We start from the raw sequence: 23,955 nt of genomic DNA on the forward strand, positions 1-23,955 counted from the left end.
AATTCTACATATCAGTACTTTTATTAATATATAAATCATTATTATTTAACAGAAAATTCGTAGCCAATGCCCCATATAGTTTTAATATACTTAGGCTTATTTGGAATTTCTTCAAGTTTATTTCTTAAATATTTCATATATACCATGATGCTATTTTCATCAACGCAATCATCATGCCATACGTTTTTATAAATTTCTTCCTTAGAAAAAACTTGGTTTGGATTTTCCATAAAAAATTTCATTAATTTGGTTTCCTTTGAAGAAAGTTTAATCTCTACATCATTTTTATAAAACTTGTAGCTTTTTAAGTCAAATTTAAAAGGATTATAAGTTATAAAGTCTTTAGATATATCCTGCTGTAAAAGTTCTCCATGGCGTTTAATCATAGATTTTACTTGGGCCAAAAGCACAACAGGACTAAATGGTTTTGTTATATAATTATCTGCACCTGTACTAAGGCCTTTAATTATATCACTATCATCTTTTTGTCCACTTAAAAATATAATTGGTAAATGTAAGTCATGGCTTCTAATTGTAGTAGCTACATCGTAACCAGAAATACCATCCATTAGAATATCTAATATAACTAAATCAAACTTATAATCATTTATCATTTCAAGTGCTTGTTCCCCGTTTTCAGCTTGATAGACTATAGTATCTGAGCCAGAGAGGGTTTTATAAACTAGCTTTCTTATGGCCTCTTCATCTTCAACAATGAGAATTCTTATATCCTTCATACTTCCCCCATAAATTAAAATAGTATTTTTAAAATAGTTATAGCAAATATTATAACCATTTATTATAATTATATTTGCAAAGTTAGGAAAAATCAAATAATTTATTGGATCTATAAGGGTCAAAAGGATTTTAATGTAGAAAATTGGATAAGCAAATATATTCTATGCAAAATCAACATTCAACCTTAGGAGGATTTGGTATGGGAAAAATAAATAGATTTAAAAATCTATTAAAAGGCAAAAGAAAAGTAGTAATAGCTATGACAATAGTGCTACTAATAACCTTATGTAGTATACTTTATATAACCTATAATGAATATAGAAATTTAATTATAAAGCAACAGCAGCAAGAGATGTTAGGTGTAGCTAAATCCATATCGCAGAACATAGAACTACTAATTGAAGAACTTAGAGAAAGTTTAAAGATAGTAACCTTGGATAGTTCCTTTTGTAAAGAATTAGCTGAAAATAAAAATTCTGAGGTAAGTAAAGACGAGATTAAAGCTTATTATGAGGCAAAGAGCACCATGGTTAATAAGGTAATTATCTTTGATAATAAGGGAAATATATTAAATAAATATCCCCAAAATGCAAATTATTTCTATAAGGATATGATAGATGATCTTAAAGTAGTGATGGATACAAGAACCTCCTACATAGGAAGTCCATATATGAATGATGAGAAGAATGGGTTTATTATAAATATGTATGAACCAATTTATTATGAGGGAAAGATACAAGGGGTAATGGCTATTGGTGTAAGACTTGGAGTTGTATATGATAAATTAATAGATTTAGTAAAAATTGGGGAAAAAGGATATGCCCAGGTTAAAGATAGTAATGGAACCATATTGATGCATAAACTTCAAGAACAGATAGGAATTGATGTTATTGAAAGTAGAAAAGCAATGCATCCAACTTTAGATCTTCATGAATTGGAAGGTTTAGTTGAAGCGCAATTATCAGGAAAAGAAGGTACAGCTATATATCATTCATATTGGTGGGCAGATAAGGCACTTAAAAAGGTAAAAAAACTCAATGCTTATGCTCCAGTATACATAGATGATAAGTTTTGGGTGGTAGCTGTAATTATGTCCTATGATGAAATTCAACATCCCATGAGTCAGTTTTCTATAAGGCTTATTTTTTTAGTTATTTTAATTGGACTTATGATATATACTTTGACCATGGATCTACTAAAAATGAAGAAACATACAGATGAATTAGAAAGAGAAGCTAAACAGCTAAAGGTATTAAATGAGGCATCAGAAGAATTGAGGAAAAAAGAGGCAGAGATTTATCATTCTCAAAAACTCAAAATGATAGGTACATTAGCTGGTGGAATAGCTCATGACATTAATAATTTACTCACTCCAATACTAGGATATTCAGAGTTGTTACTTATGAAGATTCCTCCAAGTGGAGAATATTATGAAGAAATTGATGAGATATTCAAGGCATCTCAAAAGGGTAAAGAGTTAGTGGAACAAATTTTAACCTTCAGTCGTAATGACAATGGAATAGTTAAATCAGAGGCAATTAATATAAATGAGGTTACAAGACAAACTTTAAAGCTTTTAAAAAGTGTATTACCTAAAAAAACAGTTCTAAAGGAAAATATAAAAAAGCCCTGTGGATATATAAATGCTAATTTTACTCAAATTCATCAGGTTATATTTAATTTGTGCAATAATGCCTATCATGCAATAAAAGATAATGGTGGCTCTGTGGAAGTTTCTTTAAACACAATTGATGATTCTCAAATTAAAGGGCTTTCAGAAGACAGAGTATATGCTGAGCTATTGGTTAAAGATACAGGATATGGAATGGATGAAGAGACTAAACAGAGAATATTTGAACCATTTTTTACAACTAAAGATATTGGGGAAGGAACAGGTCTAGGGCTCTTTGTAGTTCAAAGTATTGTAGATAAATATGGAGGCATAATACTAGTGGAAAGTGAAATTGGAAAAGGTAGTACTTTTAAGGTGTATTTTCCATTAGTGGATAATGAAGAAGAGATTATTGAGAAGTGTCATACTTTTAATAATAATTTAAATAAAAAAATAAACATATTAATAGTAGATGATAATAAAAAAGTTATTAAGGTATTAAAAAAATCATTAGAGCATTTAGGGTATAGCGTAAAAATAGAGGATGATAGTGTAAGAGCTCTAAAACTAATTGAAGGACATAGCAAAGATTTTGAAATAATTATTACGGATTATATGATGCCGAAGCTGAATGGAATTGATTTAGCTAGAAAAGTTAAAAAAATTAAGGAAACTATGGGTATAATTATCATGACTGGATATATTGATGAAAATATTGAGGGTATATATAATAACATCGTTGATGGATATATTTTAAAACCTATAGAGATAAAAAAATTAATAGATTTAATTAACGTAATATGTAGTAAAATTTAATAAAAAAGAAAAAAATTAGAGTACCAAATTTTAGTATAAAACTGGAATTTGGTATTTTTAATTGGAAGTAAAAAAAAGTAAAATAATAAACTATTAGAATTTTAAGATTTTTTTAAGAATTTTTTAATATTTTTTTAAGAAATTAAAATTTTTCTCAAAATTTTGAATAAATTATGAAAAAATATGTTGAATTTTAAAAAAAGTCCATATATAATGAGTATCAGATAGCTATCAAGTGTAATAATTATAAATATATGTGACTCGGGAGGGGTTTTATGTTAACCGTATTAGGATATGGAATGGTCTTTACATTCATGTTATTGATCATGACTAAGAAACTAAGTGCTTTTACTTCACTTATAATAGTACCAATTATATTTGGTCTTTTAGGTGGATTTGGTCTAGAAGTAGGAGAATTTGCTATTACAGGGGTTAAAAGCGTGTCTTCTACATCCGCTATGCTACTTTTTGCAATCCTTTTCTTTGGTATTATGATCAATGCTGGATTATTTGATCCACTTGTTGATAAGGTTGTAAAATTTGTAAAAGGGGATCCATTAAAAGTTTTAGTTGGAACTGCTATATTAGCAGCAGTAGTATCACTAGATGGTGATGGCTCAACAACAACAATGATTTGTTGTTCAGCATTAATACCTATATATGATAGACTTAAAATTAAAAAGCTTTATTTAGCAGCTATTATAATAATGCAAAACTCTATAATGAACTTAATCCCTTGGGGAGGACCAACAGCTCGTGTAATGTCAGCATTAAACATTGATGGTGGAGAAATATTCCGTAAACTTGTTCCGGCAATGATAGTTGCAGTAATTTATGTTATTTTCGTTGCATATATAATTGGTAAAAAAGAGCGTAAGAGATTAGGTGTTACATCAATTGAAAACATTTCCAATGATGAAATGGTAGCTACAATAAGTGAAGAGGAGTTAGCGTTAAAAAGACCTAAACTTTTATATGTTAACCTTTTACTTACTATAGTGGTAGTTGCAGTATTAATATCTGGAAAAGTTCCTTCAGCTATAATATTTGAAGTTGGTGCAGCAGCAGCACTTATGATTAACTATAGAAGTTTAAAAGAACAAAGAGCAGTTATAGAAGAACATGCAGCAAATGCTATACACGTTATATTAATGGTACTTGCAGCGGGTATATTCATGGGAGTGTTAACAGAATCAGGAATGGCAGAAGCTATTGCATTAAACTTAGCATCTATCGTGCCAGAATCACTAGGTTCACACTTTGCATTAGTTACAGCTATAATTAGTGCTCCAGGAACATTCTTATTATCAAACGATGCATTCTATTTTGGAGTTCTTCCTGTATTAGCAGAAACAGGAGCAGCTTATGGATTCACTAGCATGCAAATAGGTCTTGCATCATTAATGGGGCAAGCATTCCACTTGTTAAGTCCATTAGTTGCATTTATATATCTGTTATTACAATTAACAGGACTAGATATGGGAGAATGGCAAAGATACGTTGCTAAATGGGCAATAGGAATTTTTGTAATCTTAATAGGTGTAACAGCATTATTTGGATATATGCCATTATAGTAATGGCTATCACATAGAGATAAAAAAGTTCCCTAGGGAACTTTTTTATTGTATAATAATCATAAAAATGATGTAAAATAAGATTGAAATATCTTAGGGTAGAATGTGGTAAGGGGTGGTTTTATGGCAGGTTATATGGACGAATTTGTTAAAAACACAAATTTTCACACCAACAGACCTATAAGAGAAGTGGTGTATGAAAGCTTAAGAAATACGATTATAAGCGGAATAATTCCTGTAGGAGAGAGAATTGTGGAAAAGGAATATTCAGAAAGATTAAATATAAGTAGAACACCAGTTAGGGAAGCACTTAGGATGTTAGAAATGGAAGAACTTGTAGAATATATTCCTAAGGTAGGCGTTATAGTAAAAAGAATTACATTAGAAGATGTATACGAAATATATAAAATTAGACATCAATTAGAAGTATTAGCAGCTATAAGTGCTATGGAGAATATTACGGAAGCAGAAATAAAAGAATTGCAAGAGTTACTTAAGCTTACAGAGGAAAAGAATGAAGAAGGCGATGTAGATGAAGTAATTCGGTTATTTGAGGTTTTCAATCAGAAAGTTTATGAAGCAAGTAGAATGAAAAGACTTACGAGTATGATAAGTAAGCTAAAAGAATATCTTCAAAGGTTTAGGAATATATCTATTTCTAATAATTATAGAAGAGAATTGGCTATTGCAGATCACAAAAAAATATTAAAAGCTATAATAGAGAAAAATAAAACTGATATTGGTGACATAATTAAAGAACATTTAGATGCTTCTTTACAGATAGTTTTGCTAGGAATAAGAGAGTAGGTTAAAAAATGCATAATAATGAACAGGTTGCACATTATATAGCAAGTTTAGCTCAGAGAGCAATTTTATATGAGGTGAGTACAACTCCAAAACCTGGATTAGTTGATTGTAATAATTCTGGTGCTCATAAGGATATGGATTTTTTCACTTTTATGGCTAGTGCTTCAGCTATATATATAGGACTTAAAGAGTGCACAATAAAAGGACTTGAATTTAATTGCTCAGATAAGACTCAATTGTTACGGTATATAAGAACCCCTGGAATAGAATGTGAATTAGATATGTTTAAAGCTACAAATAATGTTAACACCCACAAAGGAATAATCTTTTCTTTAGGAATTTTATGTGCAGTAGCTGGATATTTGTTTACAAAAAAGGGAGCCTTAGATTTTACTATAGAAGAACTTTGTAATGAAGTTAGTGAAGTTTGTAGGGATTTAACAGAGAAGGACTTTAAGGACATCGATAAAAAAGAAAAATTAACTCATGGAGAAATGTTATATATTAAATATGGATATAAAGGAATAAGAGGTGAAGTAGAGGGTGGTTTTCATACTGTACGACACACTGCTATACCAGTTTTGAGACAGTGGGATAGATGCAAAGATCTTTCAAAAAATCAACTATTTATCCAAATGCTATTTAGTATAATGACTATGAGTGAAGATACTAATGTGGTAATACGAGGTGGAATAGAAAAGCTTGTTTATGTAAAAGCGGAAGCAGATAAGTTTATTAACTTTGGAGGCGTAAGGCAAAGTAATTATAAGAACATATTAGAAAGTATGAATGAAAAGTTTATAGAGGAGAATATTAGTCCTGGTGGTTCAGCTGACCTTTTAGCAGTTGGCATATTTTTAGGATTATTAGAGGGAATTATTGATTAAACTGTTGAGATTTTAACTATAGGTTAAAATCTTTTTTTATGAAAATTGATCTAGGAATATTAAACAATAAAAACACTAAAAATACATTGAAGAACACTATAAAAACTTGGGTTAAGAACCATGTAACTTTATAATATAGGTAAAGAGATAAAAGTAAGAATATTATTGATTTTTAGAGAGGAAACAATATTCATGGAGTATGAATTATTGGAACAAAGAATTTTTTTACAGGATGCTGAAGAGCGAAGTAAGTTAGAAAATCTTCTTAACGATGAGGGAATAAACTTAGATAAAAATATCGATTATACCATGGGTATTTATCATGGTGAAGAGCTTATAGCCACAGGATCATTTTTTAAAAATATAGTGAAATGTGTAGCAGTAAGTTCGAAGTATCAAGGTCTAGGAGTGCTGAATAAGGTTGTTTCTCATCTAATGAATGAACAATATTTAAGAGGATATACACATACCTTTGTTTATACTAAGTGTAATGCTGCAGAGCTCTTTAGTTATTTAGGGTTTTATGAGATTGCAAGAGTTAAAGATACAGTGGTGTTTATGGAGAATAAACCTGAGGGGATACAGAGATATCTAGAAGAACTTTCACAAAAAAGAGTGGATGGGAATTCTATAGCTTGTATAGTTATGAATGCAAATCCTTTTACCTTAGGTCATCTGCATCTTGTGGAGAAGGCTTCAAATGAAAACGATATATTACATATATTTGTAGTTTCTGAAGAAGCTTCAGTAATCCCATTTAAGATTAGATATGAGCTTGTAAAAAAAGGAACTAGTCATTTAAAAAATGTTATTTTGCACAGTACATCTAACTATATAGTTTCACAGGCCACTTTTCCATCTTACTTTATTAAAGAAGAAAAGAATGTGGTAGATGCACATGCAAGGTTAGATTTAGAAATATTTACAAAATATATTGCACCATGTCTTGGAATTAAAACACGATATGTGGGAGAAGAACCCTACTGCGAGGTAACTAAAACTTATAACAGTATTATGCGAGAAACATTAGAATGTAAAGGAATTCAATGCAAGATTATTCGAAGATTAGAAAATCAGGACAAAGGAATTAGTGCTTCAAGGGTTAGAGAACTTATTAAAAACGATGAAATTGAGGGTATAAAAGAATTAGTACCCCTATCAACTTATGAATACTTTCAATCTGAAGATGCAAAAGAGCTATTAAATAAAATTAAAATAAATATTGGAAGACATTAACAAGGAGGATAATTATGGAAGCTAAGAAAATTTCAATGGCAGGAACTGTAGAATCTAGTGATATTCAAGTAATAATTGAGCCAAAAGAAGAGGGCGGAGTAGAAATACTGTTAAAAAGTGCAGTAGAAAAGCAATTTGGAAACCAAATCAGAAAGGTAATTATAGAGACTTTAGAAAAGCTAGAGATGAATAATGTAAGAATTATTGCCACAGATAAAGGTGCTTTAGATTGTACAATTAGAGCAAGAGTACAGGCAGCAGCTTTTAGGGCAGCAGGAATTCAACATAGTTATAATTGGGAGGTGATTGAATAATGGAACGTTTAAGAAGAACCATGATGTTTGTTCCAGGAAGCAATCCAAGTATGTTAAAAGAAGCATATATTTATGGAGCAGACTCACTAATGTTTGATTTAGAAGACGCTGTTGCAATTACAGAAAAAGATACAGCTAGACTTTTAGTTCACAATGCTATTAAGACTATAGATTATGGGAATACAGAAATCATTGTAAGAATAAATGGTTTAGACACAATTTTTGGAAGAGATGACATTGAAGCAGTGGTTAGAGCTGGAGTAGATGTAATAAGACTACCAAAAACAGAAACTAAACAAGATATATTAGATGTTGAAGCAGTTATAGAAGAAGTAGAAGTAAAAATTGGAAGAGAAATAGGGTCAACTAAAATGATGGCAGCTATTGAAAGTCCTATTGGTGTTATCAATGCTTATGATATAGCTACTGCTAGTAAGAGATTAATCGGTATAGCTCTAGGAGCAGAGGATTATGTTACAAATCTAAAAACTAAGAGATATCCAAATGGAATGGAGCTTTTAGCAGCAAGAACTCAAATCGTTATAGCAGCAAGAGCAGCTGGTATTTATGCTATAGATACAGTTTATACAGATGTAGATAATGAAGAAGGCTTTAGAAATGAAGTAGAATTAATTAAGCAATTAGGATTTGATGGTAAGTCTGTAATTAATCCTAGACAAATACCTATTGTTAATGAAATTTATACTCCAGCACCAGAAGAAATTAAAAAATCAATAAACATCGTAAATGCAGCTAGAGACGCAGCAGAAAAAGGTTTAGGAGTTATATCTCTTAATGGTAAAATGATCGATAAACCTATCGTGGATAGAGCAGACAGAGTGATTCAATTAGCTAAGGCTGCAGGTGTATATAAGGAGGAAGTTTAGGATGAAAAACAGTATATCTAGAGAAATCCCAGATGAAATTTTAAATGGAAAAAAAGTCTTCGCTGGCCAATTTGCAAATTGTGAAGAAATAGTTACTGTAGGTAGAAAAGTTAAACCAGTTATACCAGGAGAGAATAAACTTTTATCAAGTATTGAAGAAGCTATTGAGAAAACAGGATTAAAAGATGGCATGACTATATCCTTCCATCACCATTTTAGGGAGGGAGATTATATATTAAATACAGTATTAGAGACTATTGCTAAACTAGGAATAAAAAATCTAACTGTAGCATCTAGTTCTTTAGCTAGTGTACACGCTCCATTAATAGAACATATTAAAAGTGGTGTAGTTACTAAAGTTACTACTAGTGGATTAAGAGGAAAATTAGCAGAAGAAATTTCTAATGGTTTAATGGATGAGCCAGTAATAATTAGATCTCACGGTGGAAGGGCTAGAGCAATTGAATCTGGAGAGATAAAAATAGATGTAGCATTTTTAGGTGCACCTTCTTCAGATGAATACGGAAATGCTAGTGGTTCAAGAGGAAAAGCAAACTGTGGTTCATTAGGGTATGCAAAGATAGATGCTAAATATGCAGATAAAGTTGTTATCATCACAGACTATCTTGTAGATTTTCCTAACAGTCCTGCAAGCATAGATCAAAGGGATGTAGATTATGTAGTAAAAGTTGATGCTATAGGAGATCCAGCAGGTATAGCTTCAGGTGCTACTAGATTCACAAAAAATCCAAAAGAATTACTTATTGCAGAATATGCAAGTAAGGCTATAATTGAATCTGGATATTTTAAAGATGGCTTCTCTTTCCAAACAGGAACTGGTGGATCTACACTAGCTGTAAGTAGATTTTTAAGAGATGAAATGATAAAGAAAGATATTAAAGCTAGTTTCGCTTTAGGTGGTATAACTAAGCCAATGATAGAAATGTATGAAGAGGGTCTTATAAAAAACATATTTGACGTACAAGACTTTGATTTAGTAGGAGCAGATTCTATTAGTAGAAATACAATGCACCATGAAATAGACTCTTCATTCTATGCAAATCCTCATAATAAAGGATGTATAGCTAATAAACTTGATGTAGTAGTTTTATCAGCACTAGAAATAGATACAGACTTTAACGTAAATGTTATGACTGGATCTGATGGAGTTTTAAGAGGTGCTTCAGGTGGACATTGCGACACTGCAGCCAGTGCAAAATTAACAATGATTGTTGGACCATTAATGCGTGGAAGAATACCAACTGTGGTTGATTCAGTTAACACAGTAATTACTCCAGGTGAGAGTGTAGATTTATTAGTTACAGAGTTTGGTATTGCAATCAATCCAAGAAGAGCAGATTTAATTGAAGCTTATAAAAATAGCTCTGTACCAGTTTATACTATTGAAGAGCTAAAAGAAAAAGCAGAATCTGTAGTAGGAGTTCCAGAAAAGATACAATATGATGATAAAGTAGTTGCTATAGTAGAATATAGAGATGGAACTGTTATAGATGTAGTAAGAAAATTAAAATAATGCTAGTATCATTGGACTTCATAGTATAAATCTCCTCTAGAATAATACCCATAGGGGTATAAATAACTAAAGTTTAGATTTCAGCAGTTTAAACATACGTTTCACTTATGAGTCATTTTAAATAGTGAATCTATTGAAGTCCATTTTAAATAGTAATAAAACAGCTCCTTTAGTCAAAGAGGAGCTGTTTTGTTTATATATTTTTCATCTTATCTCTTTTTAGAATAAACTCATTTATAGTACCTATTCCTTCATTAACATCGAGTATTCCTTCTAAGGATTGTTCCATTGGACATTGACCATCCTTTTTTCTATTTTCTATATAGGGAACTATGTGTCCATATTCAACTTCAATGTTATAGCGCTTTAATATATCAAGAGAAGTCTCACTTATTATGTTGGTATATATATAAGAGACTCCTAAATATATAGCAAGAAAAGCAGAGGCTCTACCTATTATTTTATCTCCTAGATGAATATATCCACCAGTTAACTGATTATAAGATTTAATATAATTATATAGAGGGGCAATGCCCTTTTCAAAGGAAGTCATTATAATATTTCCATCTTTTAAAAGCACACAGCTATATTCATTTTCATTAAGTAGTTTTTTTATATTATACTTATCTACCATAAACACCCACCCCTTTAATAATAATTATAATACTTTTTTTAAGTTTAATGAAGAGGAAGTTATGGAAAAATATGAAAAAAGTTAAACATTAAAAATTTAAAGCATCTGAAGGAAAATAAATAAACTGATCAGTTGTTTTTTGAAGATGCTGGATTATTTCCGTGATTTATATAACCTTCTATAAAGTTGTAGGCTTTTTCATCTTCGGAAAGAGAAATCTTAATATTACCAAAAGAATTACTATCTACATGGAAGTTTAATAAAGATTTCAATTTGTCATAATATAATTCACGATTTATTCTAGTTTTACTGAAGAGTAGTTTTTGGCAACAGGGCTTACTATTAGCATCTGAAGGAAGTGATAGCATAGCTAGCCCACCAGAATATTTATTTATGTTTACATTTGGTTTAATCATTGAAATATAAGCATTACCATCATTAATACTATGGAAATTAAAAGATACTAATTTATCATCTATAAAATACTCTCCTGAAAAGCATTTTACTACCACATCATCTGAAAGTATTTTAAATGTAACTTCATCTCTAGAGAATTCTATTACTCCCTCATGGAGAGCTCCTTCCTTTATCATATTAGTTACGAAGAAATACACATAATATTTATTTTCAAAAATTACTTCATATAAGGAGTGTTTGCTTTCTAATTTATGTATATCTAAAGAAGTTAATGGAATAGTTAAAAATTTATTTAGATTAATGTTATATACCTGACAAATATATATTAAAGTTTCTATAGAAGGAAAAGCTTCACCAGATTTATATTTAGATAATAAATCCTGAGATATTCCTATTTTTTTAGCTAGTTCCTTTTGTGTTCCCTCAAATTGAATAAGTTTTTTTAAATTACCTGTAAATATTTTTAAAGTTTTTTCATATATATTGTTCTTTATAGATTTTACAGCATTAAGTTCAGCACAGGTGGTATTAGTCTTATACCTTGTTTCTTTGTTGTTCAAATTCAAAACACCTCATATTCTAGAATAGTATTCAAAAAAGTTGAATATTATTCAAGTAAATATCTTATATTATTCAAGTCTGTTAGATATACTTATATACTCATTGAGTTTAGTCAACAAATAAATTATGATAAAAGTAAGTTTGAGTTTAAAATTTGTTAATTAGATTTTAAAGTTTTAATAACAGATTGTCAAATTATATAGAGTAAATTTTAGGAAGGAATGCTCAGTATGGAAAAATTGATTTATTCAATATTAATTTCATTTTTAGTAGCTACCATAGTAGGATGGGTTTTAATTCCTATACTTAGAAAATTAAAGCTAGGTCAACATATAAGGGAAGAAGGAATACAAAGTCATAAAAAGAAGGCAGGAACACCTACATTTGGAGGAATAATTTTTATCATGTCCACTGCTGTAACCATGTTATTAATATTTAGAAATTTTAATAGTGAAGGGCTTATGGCGTTAACTTCACTTGTAACCTTTGGATTAGTTGGATTTCTTGATGACACCCTAAAGACTGTACATAAAAACAATTTAGGATTGAAATCTATGGAAAAATTTATATTACTACTTATTCCAGCCTGTATTTTTTCATATTATGCATATAAAAATCCAGCAATAGGATCTTTTATAATACTGCCTTTTAGCAACATGAGCTTAAATTTAGGGATTTTATATATTCCATTTACTATATTCTTTTACACCTGCACAACTAATGCAGTTAATTTTACAGATGGCTTAGATGGGCTTGCAACTTCTATAACCATATTAGTAATGACTTTTTTTACAATAGTGAGTTTTTCAATGGGAAGATATTCCCTAGCTATGTTTTGTGGTATATTAGCTGGTTCTCTATTAGGTTTCTTAAGATATAATGTTTATCCGGCCAGGGTCATTATGGGAGACATAGGGTCTTTAGCGCTAGGTGGAGCTGTGGCAACCGTTGCAATAATACTTAAAATGCATCTTATAATTTTATTAGTTGGAGGAATATATGTTATAGAAGCTATGTCCACAGCTATACAAATATCTTGGTTTAAAATCACAGGGAAAAGAGTATTTAAAATGGCGCCAATACATCATTCCTTTGAATTATCAGGATGGCATGAGGTTAAAATAGTAACAGTGTTTTCAATTGTAACTACGGTACTTTGCATAATTGGATTTTTAGCATTACTCTAAATAAGTTACGAAGAATTTTATTTTAGATAAGGGCAACCGTAGGTTGTAGGTAAGAGGCTCACTTTGTTCGCAGAGAAGGAGTACCCTTGGCACAGGTAAGGTGTTCGCTTCGCTCACAGGTGATGGTAGCTTTTGCATAGGCAAAAGCAGTTATATTGCGATTTTGTCGCTTTTAAATATAAAATCAGCTTTGCTGATTTTTCACCTTTCCTGCAACCTTCGGTTGCTCCTTACCTGTCACAAAGTGACGCCTTACCACGAACGCAGTGAGTATTTACCTATGCCTACGGCACCTTTACCTAAATAAAATGCTTCACACTTCATTTAAAGGAGGTATTTTTTTGTATACCCAAATCATAATTGTACTGATTTTAAATTTTATAATATCTTTAATAGGAACTTTAGCTTACTCAGTTAGACTAGTTGGTGTTAGGACTGGAAAAATAGCTATTTCCTTTGCAGTATTTAATATATTAGTATTGGTGTCAAGGACAGCGGTTACTTTTCAAAATCCTATATTGACAAAGTTTGTAGAGAATAACTTGAATTCAGGTAAACTGCTAAATATATTTTATTTAATTATTCTAATTTCAAGCATTGCTACTATTTTTGGAGCATTTTTAATTCCAACCTTTCAAAAGTTGTTTTGTAAGGCAGTAATGAGTTTTTCAGTAAGCAGATCTATACCTAAATTAATATTACATAGCTTCTCAAAAACAGGAATAAAGCACATGAGAAGCTCTATTGCAATTCCTGTTAAGGAAAGTATCACTAAGTTAAACTATAGAAGACTACCTAAAAAAATAATAGTGTATAATATCATCGCTGTAGCACTTATTACGGCAGGATCATTAGCACCTATATATGCAGGAAGTTTAGAGCCCAACTTACGGGCCACATGTAGTTCATTATCCTCTGTTATAAATGGAACAGCCACCATACTTATGTCTATATTTATTGATCCTCAACTATCTATCATGACGGATGATGTTATAGAGGGGAAATGTAGTAGAGAGGATTTTAGAGGATGTGTTATTGCTATGGTTGGAAGCAAAACTATAGGAACCTTTGCATCCTTATTAATACTTGTGCCAGCAGCATATGTTATAGTTTTTATTGCTAAAATAATATAGATAGATTTAATAGATGTCATAGTAAAGCTAAAAAGGTAACACTGGAAGGAAAGTGTTACCTTTTTAAAAATTATATTTTTAAGATTTGAGCTTCTACCAAATAGTTACTCTATTTTCAGGAGTTACATACATTCCATCTCCTGGTTTAATATCGAAAGCTTTATAAAATTCTGAAAAATTTACAATAGTTCTATTTACTCTTACTTTATCATAAGAATGTACATCGTTATTTTTAGAAGCCTCTAGAGCTTCTCTAGTAGTTGTACTTTTCCAAGCTTTCGCATAGTTATTAAAAAATGCTTTATAATCTGGGTTTTTTAATTTTGACATAATATTAAGTGAACATGCTACACCGCCAAGATCTGCTATATTCTCACTAATAGTCAATTCACCATTATTTACAACTCCAGGAATTATTCCTATATTATCGTAGAAATTTATCACTGATTGACATTTTTCTTCGAATTTTTTTAAGTCACTGTCTGTCCACCAGTTTTTTGCATTTCCTTTCTCATCATAAAGTGCACCATTGTTATCAAAAGCATGGCTTATTTCATGTCCAATAACCACACCAATTCCACCTAAGTTTTCTTCAGGTTTAGCTTTTAAATCATAGAAAGGAGCTTGTAATATTCCTGCTGGAAATACTATTTCATTGTAAGATGGAGAATAATATGCGTTTACTTCATAGGCATCCATTCCCCATGATGTTTTATCTACAGGTTGTCCTAGACTTTCTATAACTTTCTTTGACTTTGCAGCATTAATGGAAGCTATATTAGTAAATAAAGAACCACCATCATTGAAAGTCTTTATCTTCACTTCATCTAATGTTTTAGGCCATACATCTGGATACCCAATTTTAACATTCAGTGTTGAAAGCTTCTTTATGGCCATTTCTTTTGTAGCATCTGACATCCAATCTAATTTTTTAATTCTCTCTTCATAGGTTTTTATAATGTTTTTTACCATATTTTCAACATCTTTTTTAGCTTCTGGAGAAAAATATTTTTCTACATATACTTGTCCAAGATAATCTGCTAATTCACTTTTAACTATATCAATAGCTAAATCTTCATCTGACTTACCTTCTTTGATTCCATAAAGATCCTTATTAAACTCTTGTATTACTTTTTTAAAATCAGTTGAAAGATATCTTCTTGAACTATTAAGAAGTTCTACTTTTGCTTGAAGCTTTAATAATTCTATATTATCTTCTTTAAAATACTCATTTACTTTTTTTGCACTTTTCACATCAATAACAATAATTTTATTTGCTTTATCTAAATTCATATCAGCCATGTATTTCTTCATGTTAATTCCAGGATATAAAGCAGCAAATTCCTCCATTGTATAAGGGTTATAGGTCTTTGTTACATCGTAATAATCTTGTGGATTCAAAGACTCTATTGAGATATTTCTTCTCATTTCATACAATTTTTCAGCATCAGCCCTTGATGATTTTTCATCTTGACCTGATAATACTAAAAGACTTGTAAAGACTTTAATACAAGCATTTTTAAATTTATCAGTATTAGATACAAATTGATCCTTTGAACCAGAAGGCCATATATTCATTCCACCATAATGTAAGGTATTAACTGTACTATCTTTAGCATCTGCCCATACACCAAAATCTAAAAGTGTGATTATCCCTGTTTCTTTAGTTAAGAGTGCTTCTGCATTGAGAAGTTCCTCTATGTTTTTAGCATCTTCAAAAGCTTTCAAATATTTCTTTATTGGTTCTATACCTTGCTTATTTCTACCTTCATTATCTATAGCTGAACTATAGAAATCTGAAATTTTTTGTTCTTTACTATTAACTTCAAATTTCTTATCATGTAATTCTTTTATAATTCCCTTTATTCTCTTAGTATTTTCCTGGGAAATCTCATTAAATGAGCCATTTCCAACATATCCTGTTGGAATAGTAGCCGAATCTAGCCATTTTTTATTAGCTGTAGAATAGAAGTCATCTCTTGGGTTAGTTCCATAAAGTGACCATATCCTTGATATTATCTTTTGAACTTGATCTATTGTGATATTATCCATTGAGCCTAAAATTTCTTTAGAAGCCTCTTCTAACACACCTGCATTACGAAGATTATCAATATTACCTTGAGCCCATTTAGGTGTATCGGTAAAAGGTTCCCCAAAAGTTCCTACTCTTAAATTATCCCCTACAGGAGTAGGTAACTTTCCGAAGCCGCTACTTATCATTGCTAATGCCTCTGCTTTAGTAGCTAATTTTTCATCCTTTGTGCTACTTCCTTTATAACTATCGATTATGTCTTGTTTTTTCACTTTAGTATTGTAATAATCAGCAGATTTTAACACTAAAGTTGCAATTTGATCTTTAGTAGCATATTCAGGTTTAGTTTCTTTAGCAAAAACTAAAGGTGAAAAAGAAGAAAATATTATAGCTAATGCCATAATAAATGTTAAAAATTTTCTGTTAATAGATCTCATTTTTATTCCCCCTTTTTAAATTAATTGTTTTTCAAGTAAAACAATATTTAATATTATTATAATTCATTGTTAAAACAAAATAAACATAATTTGTAAACAATTTACAATCAATCATTATGGATTTTAATATTTTAATGAAAAAATACAAAAAAATAACTATAATACAAGAAAAATCTTATACATAGAAAGTATAGGAAATATTATTTATATATGTGGTTAATAAGTAAATTTTAGATATTAACATATTTATTTATAATGATATAATTATTTAAGATATAATGAGAATAATACAAAGTAAATATAGAGGGTAAAGGGTGATAATATGAAAATTTCTTTAATAGTAGCAATTTCTAAGAATTATATTATCGGTGATAAAGGTTTTATGCCTTGGAATATACCAGGTGAATTAAATAGATTTAGAGATTTAACAACTAATAATACTATAATAATGGGAAGAAAAACCTTTGAAAGCATAGGAGAAATGCCACTGCCAAATAGAAGGAATATAGTGATTTCTAGAACTAAGGATGTTACTTGTGATAATTGCATAACAGTAAAATCCATAGAAGAGGCTTTAGATTTATGTAAAGATGAGGATGAAATATTTATAGGTGGTGGCGGTGAAATATATAAGCAGTGCTTGCCAATAGCTGATAGAATTTATTTGACTATAATTGACAAGTACTTTGAGGGAGATGTAAGCTTCCCTGAGATAGACATAAATCAGTTTAAGCAGACATATAAAGAGAGGATTGAAGGAGATATTCCTTATACTTATTACACCTTAGAAAGGATTGTAGAGTAAGAGTATTTTAGTGTCAAAGAATTATTTTAAGGGGAAATAATTATGGAGAAAATGAAATTACAGAGACAGTGGATAAAATCAAATTTTAATCAATGGGATAGAATAGAAAGTCATGAGGATAAAAAGTTAGATAATCCATCCTTAGAAAAAGAATACAAGGGTAGGGAGATACTTATAGATTTACCAGATCCAAGGAAGGCATGTACTGTTAAAACTAATATATTAGATATAATTTCGGAGAGAAGAAGTCATAGAAAATATAGTGAAGAAGCAATGACCATTGAGGAGTTATCTTTTTTGCTGTGGGCAACACAGGGAGTAAAAAAAGTTACTTCAAATAAAAAGGCATCTTTTAGAACAGTACCTTCTGCAGGTGCAAGACATCCCTTTGAGACTTATTTAGCTATAAATAGGATAGAAGGATTTAAAAAAGGAGTTTACAGATATTTAGCTTTAACTCATCAGCTAGTACTTATTTTTGAGGAAGAGAATTTGGAAGAAATATTATCAAACTTAACTATAAGACAACCTTTTGTAGGAAAAGCTGCAGTAGTATTTATATGGAGTTGTATTCCTTATAGAGGTGAGTGGAGATATGATATAATGTCTCATAAGCATATGATATTAGATGCAGGTCATATGTGCCAAAATCTATATTTGTCTTGTGAAGCGATAGGATGTGGAACTTGTGCAGTAGGAGCTTATGATCAGCAGAAAATAGATGAATTTCTTGGTCTAGATGGAGAAGATGAATTTGTTGCTTACATGGCACCAGTTGGTAAGGTGTAATGTTGTATTACTCATTTACATAGAATACAAAACAGATTGTATTATGAGGGGAATAAATATGAAAATATTAAATTTTGGTTCATTAAATATAGATTATGTTTATAAAGTAGATCACTTTGTAAAAGCTGGAGAAACAATTTCTTCAAAAGATATGCAAACCTTTTGTGGTGGAAAAGGATTAAATCAATCAATTTCTTTAGCAAAGTCAGGATGTGAAGTCTATCATGCAGGCAAAATTGGAATAGATGGAGCTTTACTAAGGAATGAATTAGTAAAGTCAAAGGTAAATACTCAATACCTGCTTAAAGGAAGTGGACCAAGTGGCCATGCCATAATTCAAGTAGAACAAGGTGGTCAGAATAGTATTATTTTATTTGGTGGAGAAAATGAAAAGATATCTATAGAAGATATTGATGATATATTGAAGGATTTTTCAAAAGGTGACATTATATTATTGCAATGCGAAATAAGCAATGTGGATTATATTGTTGAAGCTGCCTATGAAAAAGGAATTACGATAATATTGAATCCGTCCCCAATTAATAAGCATCTAGCTAAAATTGATATTTCTAAGGTTAGCTATTTAATCTTAAATGAGATAGAGGGTGCAGAACTAACTGGAAGGGGTAACTTTGATTCAATAGTAGAGGAACTTCTTAAGAAATATAAAGATATTAAAATTGTATTAACCTTAGGAGAAAATGGAGTAATATATGCTGACAAGGAGAAGAAAGTAAAACAAGGTATTTATAAAACTAAAGTGGTAGATACTACAGCAGCAGGGGATACCTTTACTGGATATTTTATAGCAGGATTGATAAAAGGCTTAACAACTGAAGAGACTTTAAGATTGGCAGCTAAGGCATCATCTATAGCCGTTTCAAGAAAGGGTGCTGCAGTATCAATTCCATATTATGAGGAAGTTTTAAAATAAGAGAAATAAAATATCATTCCTAAACCTACATAAGTATGGTTTATGGAATGATATTTATTTGAATCAACATCTATTCAGAAACTAGCTAATATAAGCAATTTGTTTAAAGAACTACATTATTAGAAAGAAATTTATTGGATATTTCATATTTTAGTTTACTCATAAAATCACCTAAAGATATAGTAATTTCTTCACCAGTATCTCTATTTCTAACAGTTATTTTATTCTCATTTTCTTCCTTTTCACCTATGACTATAATATAAGGAACTCTTTCATTTCTTGCTTCCCTAATTTTATAACCTATCTTTTCTCCTCTACCATCAAATTCTGTTCTAAGGTTATTTTCTTTAAGTATATTATCTATACTTAAGGCATAATCATGAAATTTTTCTGAAATAGGGAGTATTTTTACTTGTACTGGTGAAATCCATAGAGGAAACTTCCCAGCAAAGTGTTCTATTAGGATTGCTATAAATCTTTCTAAGCTACCTAGAATTACCCTATGAATAACGATAGGTCTGTGCTTTTCACCATCACTGCCTATATAATTTAAGTCAAAGCGTTGAGGCAGTTGAAAATCCAATTGAATAGTTCCACATTGCCAACTTCTACCTAAACTATCTTCTAAATGAAAATCAATTTTAGGTCCATAAAAGGCTCCATCCCCCTGATTTATTTTATAAGGCATATTTATCTCATCTAAAGCATCACTTAATGAGTTTTCAGCTAGATTCCAATCTTCGTCACTACCCATAGAATTCTCAGGTCTTGTGGAAAGTTCAACTCTATATTTAAAGCCAAATCTTCTATAAACCTCATCTATTAAGTTGATAACCCCCTTTATTTCATATTTGATTTGCTCTGGTAGCATAAATATATGAGCATCATCTTGAGTAAAGCAACGAACTCTCATAAGACCATGTAGAGCTCCGGAAAGCTCATGTCTATGCACTTTTCCAAGTTCTCCAGCTCTTATAGGAAGCTCTTTATAGGAGTGAGATTCTGATTTATAAACGAGCATACCACCAGGACAGTTCATAGGTTTAATTGCAAATTCTTCTTCATCTATATTTACAGTATACATATTTTCTTTATAGTGATACCAATGTCCAGAAGTTTCCCATAACTCTCTATTTAAAATCATAGGAGTTTCTATCTCAATATATCCATTTTTCCTGTGAAGTTCCCTCCAGTATTCAGCTAACATATTTTTAAGAGCTACACCTTTTGGTAGAAAAAATGGGAAACCAGGTCCTTCTTCCATGAAAGTAAATAAGTTAAGTTCTTTACCTAGTTTTCTATGATCTCTCTTCTTTGCTTCTTCTAACATTAAGATATATTCATCTAATTCGCTTTTCTTAGTGAAGGAAGTTCCATATATTCTTTGAAGCATTTTATTTTTTTCATTTCCTCTCCAATAAGCACCTGCAACTGAGAGAAGTTTAAAAGCTTTTACATAAGAAGTTGAGGGAACATGAGGACCGGCACATAAGTCTACAAATTCACCTTGTTTATAAAAAGAAATAATTTCTCCTTCAGGTAAATCATTTATAAGTTCAACTTTATAAGGTTCGCCACTGTAAAACATAAACTTTATAGCCTCATCCTTAGGAAGTATAAATCTTTCAATACTTAAATTTTCCTTAACTATATTACTCATTTCCACTTCGATTTTTTCTAAGTCTTCTTGACTAAAAGGTTTCTCTATATCAAAATCATAATAAAATCCATTGCTTATTGAAGGCCCAATAGCAAGCTTTACCTCAGGATACAATCTTTTCACAGCTTGAGCAAGAATATGAGCGGAGGAATGTCTTAAGGTAGATTTTCCATCCTCATCTTCAAAAGTTAAAATTTCTAAAGTACAGTCTTCTTCAATGCTGCTATTAAGCTCTACGGTTTTGTTGTTAAGCCTTCCACACAATGCTTTTTTTGCTATGCTGTTACTAATTTTCATTGCAACTTCATAGACTGTGGTTCCTTTTTTAACCTCGATTTCATTACCATTTTTTAATATTACTTTTACCATTATTACATCCTCCTTCTCATAAATATTGATACTCTGTTTTACTAGAAAAAATTATTTAAAACAGATACGGATTAAAAATAAAAAAACTCCTCCCTAAAACAAGGGACGAGTATAATCGCGGTTCCACCCAAATTATAATAATGAAAAATAAACATTATTATCACTTAGTTCTTTAACGCTGAATAGCGGAGATACTTATTAGATGAATTAAAAAAACTATAGATATAAATTAACTACAATTTAGATTTTTAAATTCATAATTTCAGTATTCAACTCAGAGGTGGTTTTCAATAAAACTTACTTAAGAAACTTTTCAGCCAGTGAGTTTCTCTCTCTGAAAGTAGTAATTTATCTACTCTTCCTCTTCATAGTTTTTAGATATTCTAAGAATCTTTATTTTATAGACTAAAATAAAAAACTCCTCCCTAAAATAAGGGACGAGTATAATCGCGATTCCACCCAAATTATAATAATGTAAAATAGACATTATTATCACTCAGTTCTTTAACGCTGAATTGCGGAGATACTTACTAAAGGAATTAGAAAAAACTATAGATATAAATTAGCTACAAGTTAAATTTTCAAATTCATAGATTCAGTATTCAACTCAGAGGTGGTTTTCAATAAAGCTTACTTAAGAAACTTTTCAGCCAATGAGTTTCTCTCTCTGAAAGTAGTAATTTATCTACTCTTCCTCTTCATAATTTTTACTAATTATAATACTAATAAGATTTTATGTCAATATATTTTCTAAATATTGTTTTAATAATAAAGAATTTATAAAGTGATGATGTTTGTAATATATCTGTGATATAATTAAAAGTCGTATTCCATATACAAGGGGGATGAATTAATGAGAAAATTATGGAAACTTGCACTATTTACAGTGTTGATAATCTTACTAGGATTAGATTATTTTTTATTAATTCCAATTGGTTTTTATAAGTCTTTTATAATTTATGTTGGAATTATTTTTACAGTATTAACAGTTCTTTTTATGAGTTATGCTATAAAAATAGATGATAATAAAAATATAAAGAAAGTAATTCAGATACCTATTGGAATAATGGTTATTATTTTAACCGTGCTAGTAGTTGGAACAATAGCTTCAGCGCCAATATTTAATGCTAAAAAGTACAGAGATAAGCTACCAACAGAGCAGGTTATTGATTTAGAGAAAGAGTTAAATCCTTATGATGAGAAGAAGACAGGTATATTACCAGAAAAAGAAGCCAGAAAAATTATGGGTACTCAGCTTTCTCAAAATGGAAATATAGGAGCAATAGTTGATATCGGAGATTCAACTAAGCAACAAATAAATGATGAATTATGGTTTGTTGCACCTTTAGAATATAAGAATTTTTTCTCATGGATTAATAATAAATCTAAAGGAACAGGCTTTATTATGGTTAATGCATCTACAAAAGAATGTAAGGTTATAGATAAAAACATGAAACTTCAGCCTAATGGATATTTTGGAGATGATTTAGCAAGGACACTTTATTTTAAGGATCCAACAAAAATTTATGGAGACTTTACATTAGAATTAGATAATGAATTAAATCCATATTTTACTGCAACTACCTACAGTAATGCAGTAGGATTAAATGGTGTAAAGGTTACAGGAATTGCTTTAGTAAATCCTGTAACTGAGGAAATTGCTTATTATACAACAGAAGAAACTCCAACCTGGGTCGATAGAATTCAACCCCTAGAATATGTAGATGATGCTATAAATTATAAGGGAAAGTATATAAATGGTTTTTCTCTCTTTAATGATAAGAACAAGTATAAAACTACTGATGGTATTGGGGTAGTATATAATAATGGTAAGTGTTATTACTATACTGGAATAACTAGTCTTGGAAAAGATGAGAGTTCCTTAGGCTTTTATTTAATAGATTCAAGGACAGGACAACCTTTCTTGTATAAGAAAAGTGGAGCTATTGAGGAAGTAGCAGTGTCTACAGCAGAAAATAAGATTAAAAATTTAGGATATATAGGAACCTTTCCATTATTAATAAACATAGAAAACAACTTAACCTATTTTATACCATTGATGGGATCGAATGATTTGACCATGTCCTATGCCTTTGTAAATGTAAAAGATCCATCAATAGTTTCGGCTGCACCTACTATAACACAAGCTGAAGAGGAATATGTTAAATATTTATATAATAACAATATTTTAAACAGTGAGGTAGGAGAAACTTTAACTAAAGAAGGAATAATATCGAGAATAAGTAACTATGTACAACAAGGTAATTCTTATTACGTATTTACACTTGAAGGAGAGGGGAAAATGTTCTTATCAACTATAGAAATTGGACCAGAATTAGCACTTCTTCAAAAAGGAGACAAGATATCTATAGAATATATTGATACTAAAGGAAGTATGTCTAATATAAAATCTTTAAAAGTTAATTAATAATTATATTTTGTACTTTATATTATTATAATATATGTATAAGAAAATAAATTATAATAGCTGAAACTTATAGTTTTATTAATAACTTTATTAATAGAAGGACAGATTTTATAGTATCATTGTATAAGATAAACTGGTAATATATTGATTTTCATACAAACAAA

The 23,955-nt window shown here is 30.1% G+C and carries 19 protein-coding genes and 2 other annotated features; of the genes, 14 read left to right on the forward strand and 5 right to left on the reverse strand.

Going from position 1 to position 23,955, the window contains the following annotated elements:
• Positions 1–41: 41 nt before the first annotated feature.
• Positions 42–737, reverse strand: a complete 696-nt coding sequence (locus ACI48Q_RS02635; RefSeq protein WP_474917487.1) for a response regulator transcription factor — start codon at positions 735–737, stop codon at positions 42–44.
• A gap of 200 nt (positions 738–937) precedes the next feature.
• On the opposite strand from ACI48Q_RS02635, the gene ACI48Q_RS02640 reads away from it, so the two are divergent.
• The 8 genes from ACI48Q_RS02640 (at position 938) to citF (ending at position 10,405) form a co-directional block, all read left to right on the forward strand.
• Complete coding sequence (locus ACI48Q_RS02640; RefSeq protein ID WP_474917488.1) at positions 938–3,166, forward strand: ATP-binding protein; 2,229 nt, start codon at positions 938–940, stop codon at positions 3,164–3,166.
• Positions 3,167–3,441: 275 nt separating this feature from the next.
• Positions 3,442–4,740, forward strand: a complete 1,299-nt coding sequence (locus ACI48Q_RS02645; protein WP_474917489.1) for a CitMHS family transporter — start codon at positions 3,442–3,444, stop codon at positions 4,738–4,740.
• Positions 4,741–4,863: 123 nt separating this feature from the next.
• Positions 4,864–5,547: a GntR family transcriptional regulator gene (locus tag ACI48Q_RS02650; RefSeq protein ID WP_474917490.1), complete on the forward strand. Its 684-nt coding sequence runs from the start codon at positions 4,864–4,866 to the stop codon at positions 5,545–5,547.
• An 8-nt stretch (positions 5,548–5,555) separates the two neighbouring features.
• Positions 5,556–6,434, forward strand: a complete 879-nt coding sequence (citG, locus tag ACI48Q_RS02655) for a triphosphoribosyl-dephospho-CoA synthase CitG (RefSeq protein WP_474917491.1) — start codon at positions 5,556–5,558, stop codon at positions 6,432–6,434.
• Between the two features lie 207 nt (positions 6,435–6,641).
• The gene (citC, locus tag ACI48Q_RS02660) at positions 6,642–7,670 is read left to right on the forward strand and encodes a [citrate (pro-3S)-lyase] ligase (protein ID WP_474917492.1); all 1,029 of its coding nucleotides are present in this window, start codon (positions 6,642–6,644) and stop codon (positions 7,668–7,670) included.
• 14 nt (positions 7,671–7,684) lie between these two features.
• Positions 7,685–7,984 (forward strand): citrate lyase acyl carrier protein, encoded by a 300-nt coding sequence (gene citD, locus ACI48Q_RS02665; RefSeq protein ID WP_474917493.1) that lies wholly within the window; start codon positions 7,685–7,687, stop codon positions 7,982–7,984.
• Positions 7,984–8,871, forward strand: a complete 888-nt coding sequence (citE, locus tag ACI48Q_RS02670) for a citrate (pro-3S)-lyase subunit beta (RefSeq protein ID WP_474917494.1) — start codon at positions 7,984–7,986, stop codon at positions 8,869–8,871. Before citD ends, citE begins: the two co-directional genes overlap by 1 nt.
• A 1-nt stretch (position 8,872) precedes the next feature.
• Positions 8,873–10,405, forward strand: coding sequence for a citrate lyase subunit alpha (gene citF / locus ACI48Q_RS02675; RefSeq protein WP_474917495.1), 1,533 nt, complete (start codon positions 8,873–8,875; stop codon positions 10,403–10,405).
• A gap of 193 nt (positions 10,406–10,598) precedes the next feature.
• Here the strand turns inward: citF and ACI48Q_RS02680 are convergent, their stop codons facing one another.
• Together ACI48Q_RS02680 and ACI48Q_RS02685 are read right to left on the reverse strand one after the other, a co-directional pair.
• On the reverse strand, positions 10,599–11,039 hold the full coding sequence (locus ACI48Q_RS02680) for a DUF1893 domain-containing protein (protein ID WP_474917496.1): 441 nt from the start codon (positions 11,037–11,039) through the stop codon (positions 10,599–10,601).
• Positions 11,040–11,167: 128 nt separating this feature from the next.
• Entirely contained in the window at positions 11,168–12,016 is an 849-nt protein-coding gene (locus ACI48Q_RS02685) for a helix-turn-helix domain-containing protein (protein WP_474917497.1), read from the reverse strand.
• Between the two features lie 231 nt (positions 12,017–12,247).
• Here ACI48Q_RS02685 and mraY point away from each other — a divergent pair, with 231 nt between their 5' ends.
• Entirely contained in the window at positions 12,248–13,204 is a 957-nt protein-coding gene (gene mraY / locus ACI48Q_RS02690; protein WP_474917498.1) for a phospho-N-acetylmuramoyl-pentapeptide-transferase, read from the forward strand.
• 341 nt (positions 13,205–13,545) lie between these two features.
• A complete protein-coding gene (locus tag ACI48Q_RS02695) occupies positions 13,546–14,337 on the forward strand; it encodes a lipid II flippase Amj family protein (RefSeq protein WP_474917499.1) in 792 nt (263 codons plus the stop codon).
• Positions 14,338–14,430: 93 nt separating this feature from the next.
• On the opposite strand, the gene ACI48Q_RS02700 is transcribed toward ACI48Q_RS02695, so the two are convergent.
• The gene (locus ACI48Q_RS02700) at positions 14,431–16,806 is read right to left on the reverse strand and encodes a M13 family metallopeptidase (protein ID WP_474917500.1); all 2,376 of its coding nucleotides are present in this window, start codon (positions 16,804–16,806) and stop codon (positions 14,431–14,433) included.
• A gap of 322 nt (positions 16,807–17,128) precedes the next feature.
• Between ACI48Q_RS02700 and ACI48Q_RS02705 the strand changes: the two genes are divergently transcribed.
• From ACI48Q_RS02705 to ACI48Q_RS02715, 3 genes are read left to right on the forward strand one after another with little or no spacing between them, the layout of a single operon-like run.
• Positions 17,129–17,611: a dihydrofolate reductase gene (locus ACI48Q_RS02705; protein WP_474917501.1), complete on the forward strand. Its 483-nt coding sequence runs from the start codon at positions 17,129–17,131 to the stop codon at positions 17,609–17,611.
• 42 nt (positions 17,612–17,653) lie between these two features.
• The gene (locus ACI48Q_RS02710) at positions 17,654–18,400 is read left to right on the forward strand and encodes a SagB/ThcOx family dehydrogenase (protein ID WP_474917502.1); all 747 of its coding nucleotides are present in this window, start codon (positions 17,654–17,656) and stop codon (positions 18,398–18,400) included.
• A 58-nt stretch (positions 18,401–18,458) separates the two neighbouring features.
• The gene (locus ACI48Q_RS02715; RefSeq protein ID WP_474917503.1) at positions 18,459–19,334 is read left to right on the forward strand and encodes a ribokinase; all 876 of its coding nucleotides are present in this window, start codon (positions 18,459–18,461) and stop codon (positions 19,332–19,334) included.
• A gap of 103 nt (positions 19,335–19,437) precedes the next feature.
• Here ACI48Q_RS02715 and thrS read toward each other — a convergent pair whose 3' ends face one another.
• On the reverse strand, positions 19,438–21,363 hold the full coding sequence (gene thrS / locus ACI48Q_RS02720) for a threonine--tRNA ligase (RefSeq protein WP_474917504.1): 1,926 nt from the start codon (positions 21,361–21,363) through the stop codon (positions 19,438–19,440).
• Positions 21,364–21,461: 98 nt separating this feature from the next.
• Positions 21,462–21,741, reverse strand: a binding site (T-box leader).
• 52 nt (positions 21,742–21,793) lie between these two features.
• Positions 21,794–22,074, reverse strand: a binding site (T-box leader).
• A 142-nt stretch (positions 22,075–22,216) separates the two neighbouring features.
• On the opposite strand from thrS, the gene ACI48Q_RS02725 reads away from it, so the two are divergent.
• Entirely contained in the window at positions 22,217–23,791 is a 1,575-nt protein-coding gene (locus ACI48Q_RS02725; RefSeq protein WP_474917505.1) for a cell shape-determining protein, read from the forward strand.
• Positions 23,792–23,955: the final 164 nt, after the last annotated feature.

The organism is Clostridium sp. LXY-7, from assembly GCF_056172015.1.

Coding starts and splice junctions, on each gene's coding strand:
- ACI48Q_RS02635 (WP_474917487.1), bottom strand. CDS start 737: ATGAAGGATATAAGAATTCTCATTGTTGAAGATGAAGAGGCCATAAGA.
- ACI48Q_RS02640 (WP_474917488.1), top strand. CDS start 938: ATGGGAAAAATAAATAGATTTAAAAATCTATTAAAAGGCAAAAGAAAA.
- ACI48Q_RS02645 (WP_474917489.1), top strand. CDS start 3,442: ATGTTAACCGTATTAGGATATGGAATGGTCTTTACATTCATGTTATTG.
- ACI48Q_RS02650 (WP_474917490.1), top strand. CDS start 4,864: ATGGCAGGTTATATGGACGAATTTGTTAAAAACACAAATTTTCACACC.
- citG (WP_474917491.1), top strand. CDS start 5,556: ATGCATAATAATGAACAGGTTGCACATTATATAGCAAGTTTAGCTCAG.
- citD (WP_474917493.1), top strand. CDS start 7,685: ATGGAAGCTAAGAAAATTTCAATGGCAGGAACTGTAGAATCTAGTGAT.
- citE (WP_474917494.1), top strand. CDS start 7,984: ATGGAACGTTTAAGAAGAACCATGATGTTTGTTCCAGGAAGCAATCCA.
- citF (WP_474917495.1), top strand. CDS start 8,873: ATGAAAAACAGTATATCTAGAGAAATCCCAGATGAAATTTTAAATGGA.
- ACI48Q_RS02680 (WP_474917496.1), bottom strand. CDS start 11,039: ATGGTAGATAAGTATAATATAAAAAAACTACTTAATGAAAATGAATAT.
- mraY (WP_474917498.1), top strand. CDS start 12,248: ATGGAAAAATTGATTTATTCAATATTAATTTCATTTTTAGTAGCTACC.
- ACI48Q_RS02700 (WP_474917500.1), bottom strand. CDS start 16,806: ATGAGATCTATTAACAGAAAATTTTTAACATTTATTATGGCATTAGCT.
- ACI48Q_RS02705 (WP_474917501.1), top strand. CDS start 17,129: ATGAAAATTTCTTTAATAGTAGCAATTTCTAAGAATTATATTATCGGT.
- ACI48Q_RS02710 (WP_474917502.1), top strand. CDS start 17,654: ATGGAGAAAATGAAATTACAGAGACAGTGGATAAAATCAAATTTTAAT.
- ACI48Q_RS02715 (WP_474917503.1), top strand. CDS start 18,459: ATGAAAATATTAAATTTTGGTTCATTAAATATAGATTATGTTTATAAA.
- thrS (WP_474917504.1), bottom strand. CDS start 21,363: ATGGTAAAAGTAATATTAAAAAATGGTAATGAAATCGAGGTTAAAAAA.
- ACI48Q_RS02725 (WP_474917505.1), top strand. CDS start 22,217: ATGAGAAAATTATGGAAACTTGCACTATTTACAGTGTTGATAATCTTA.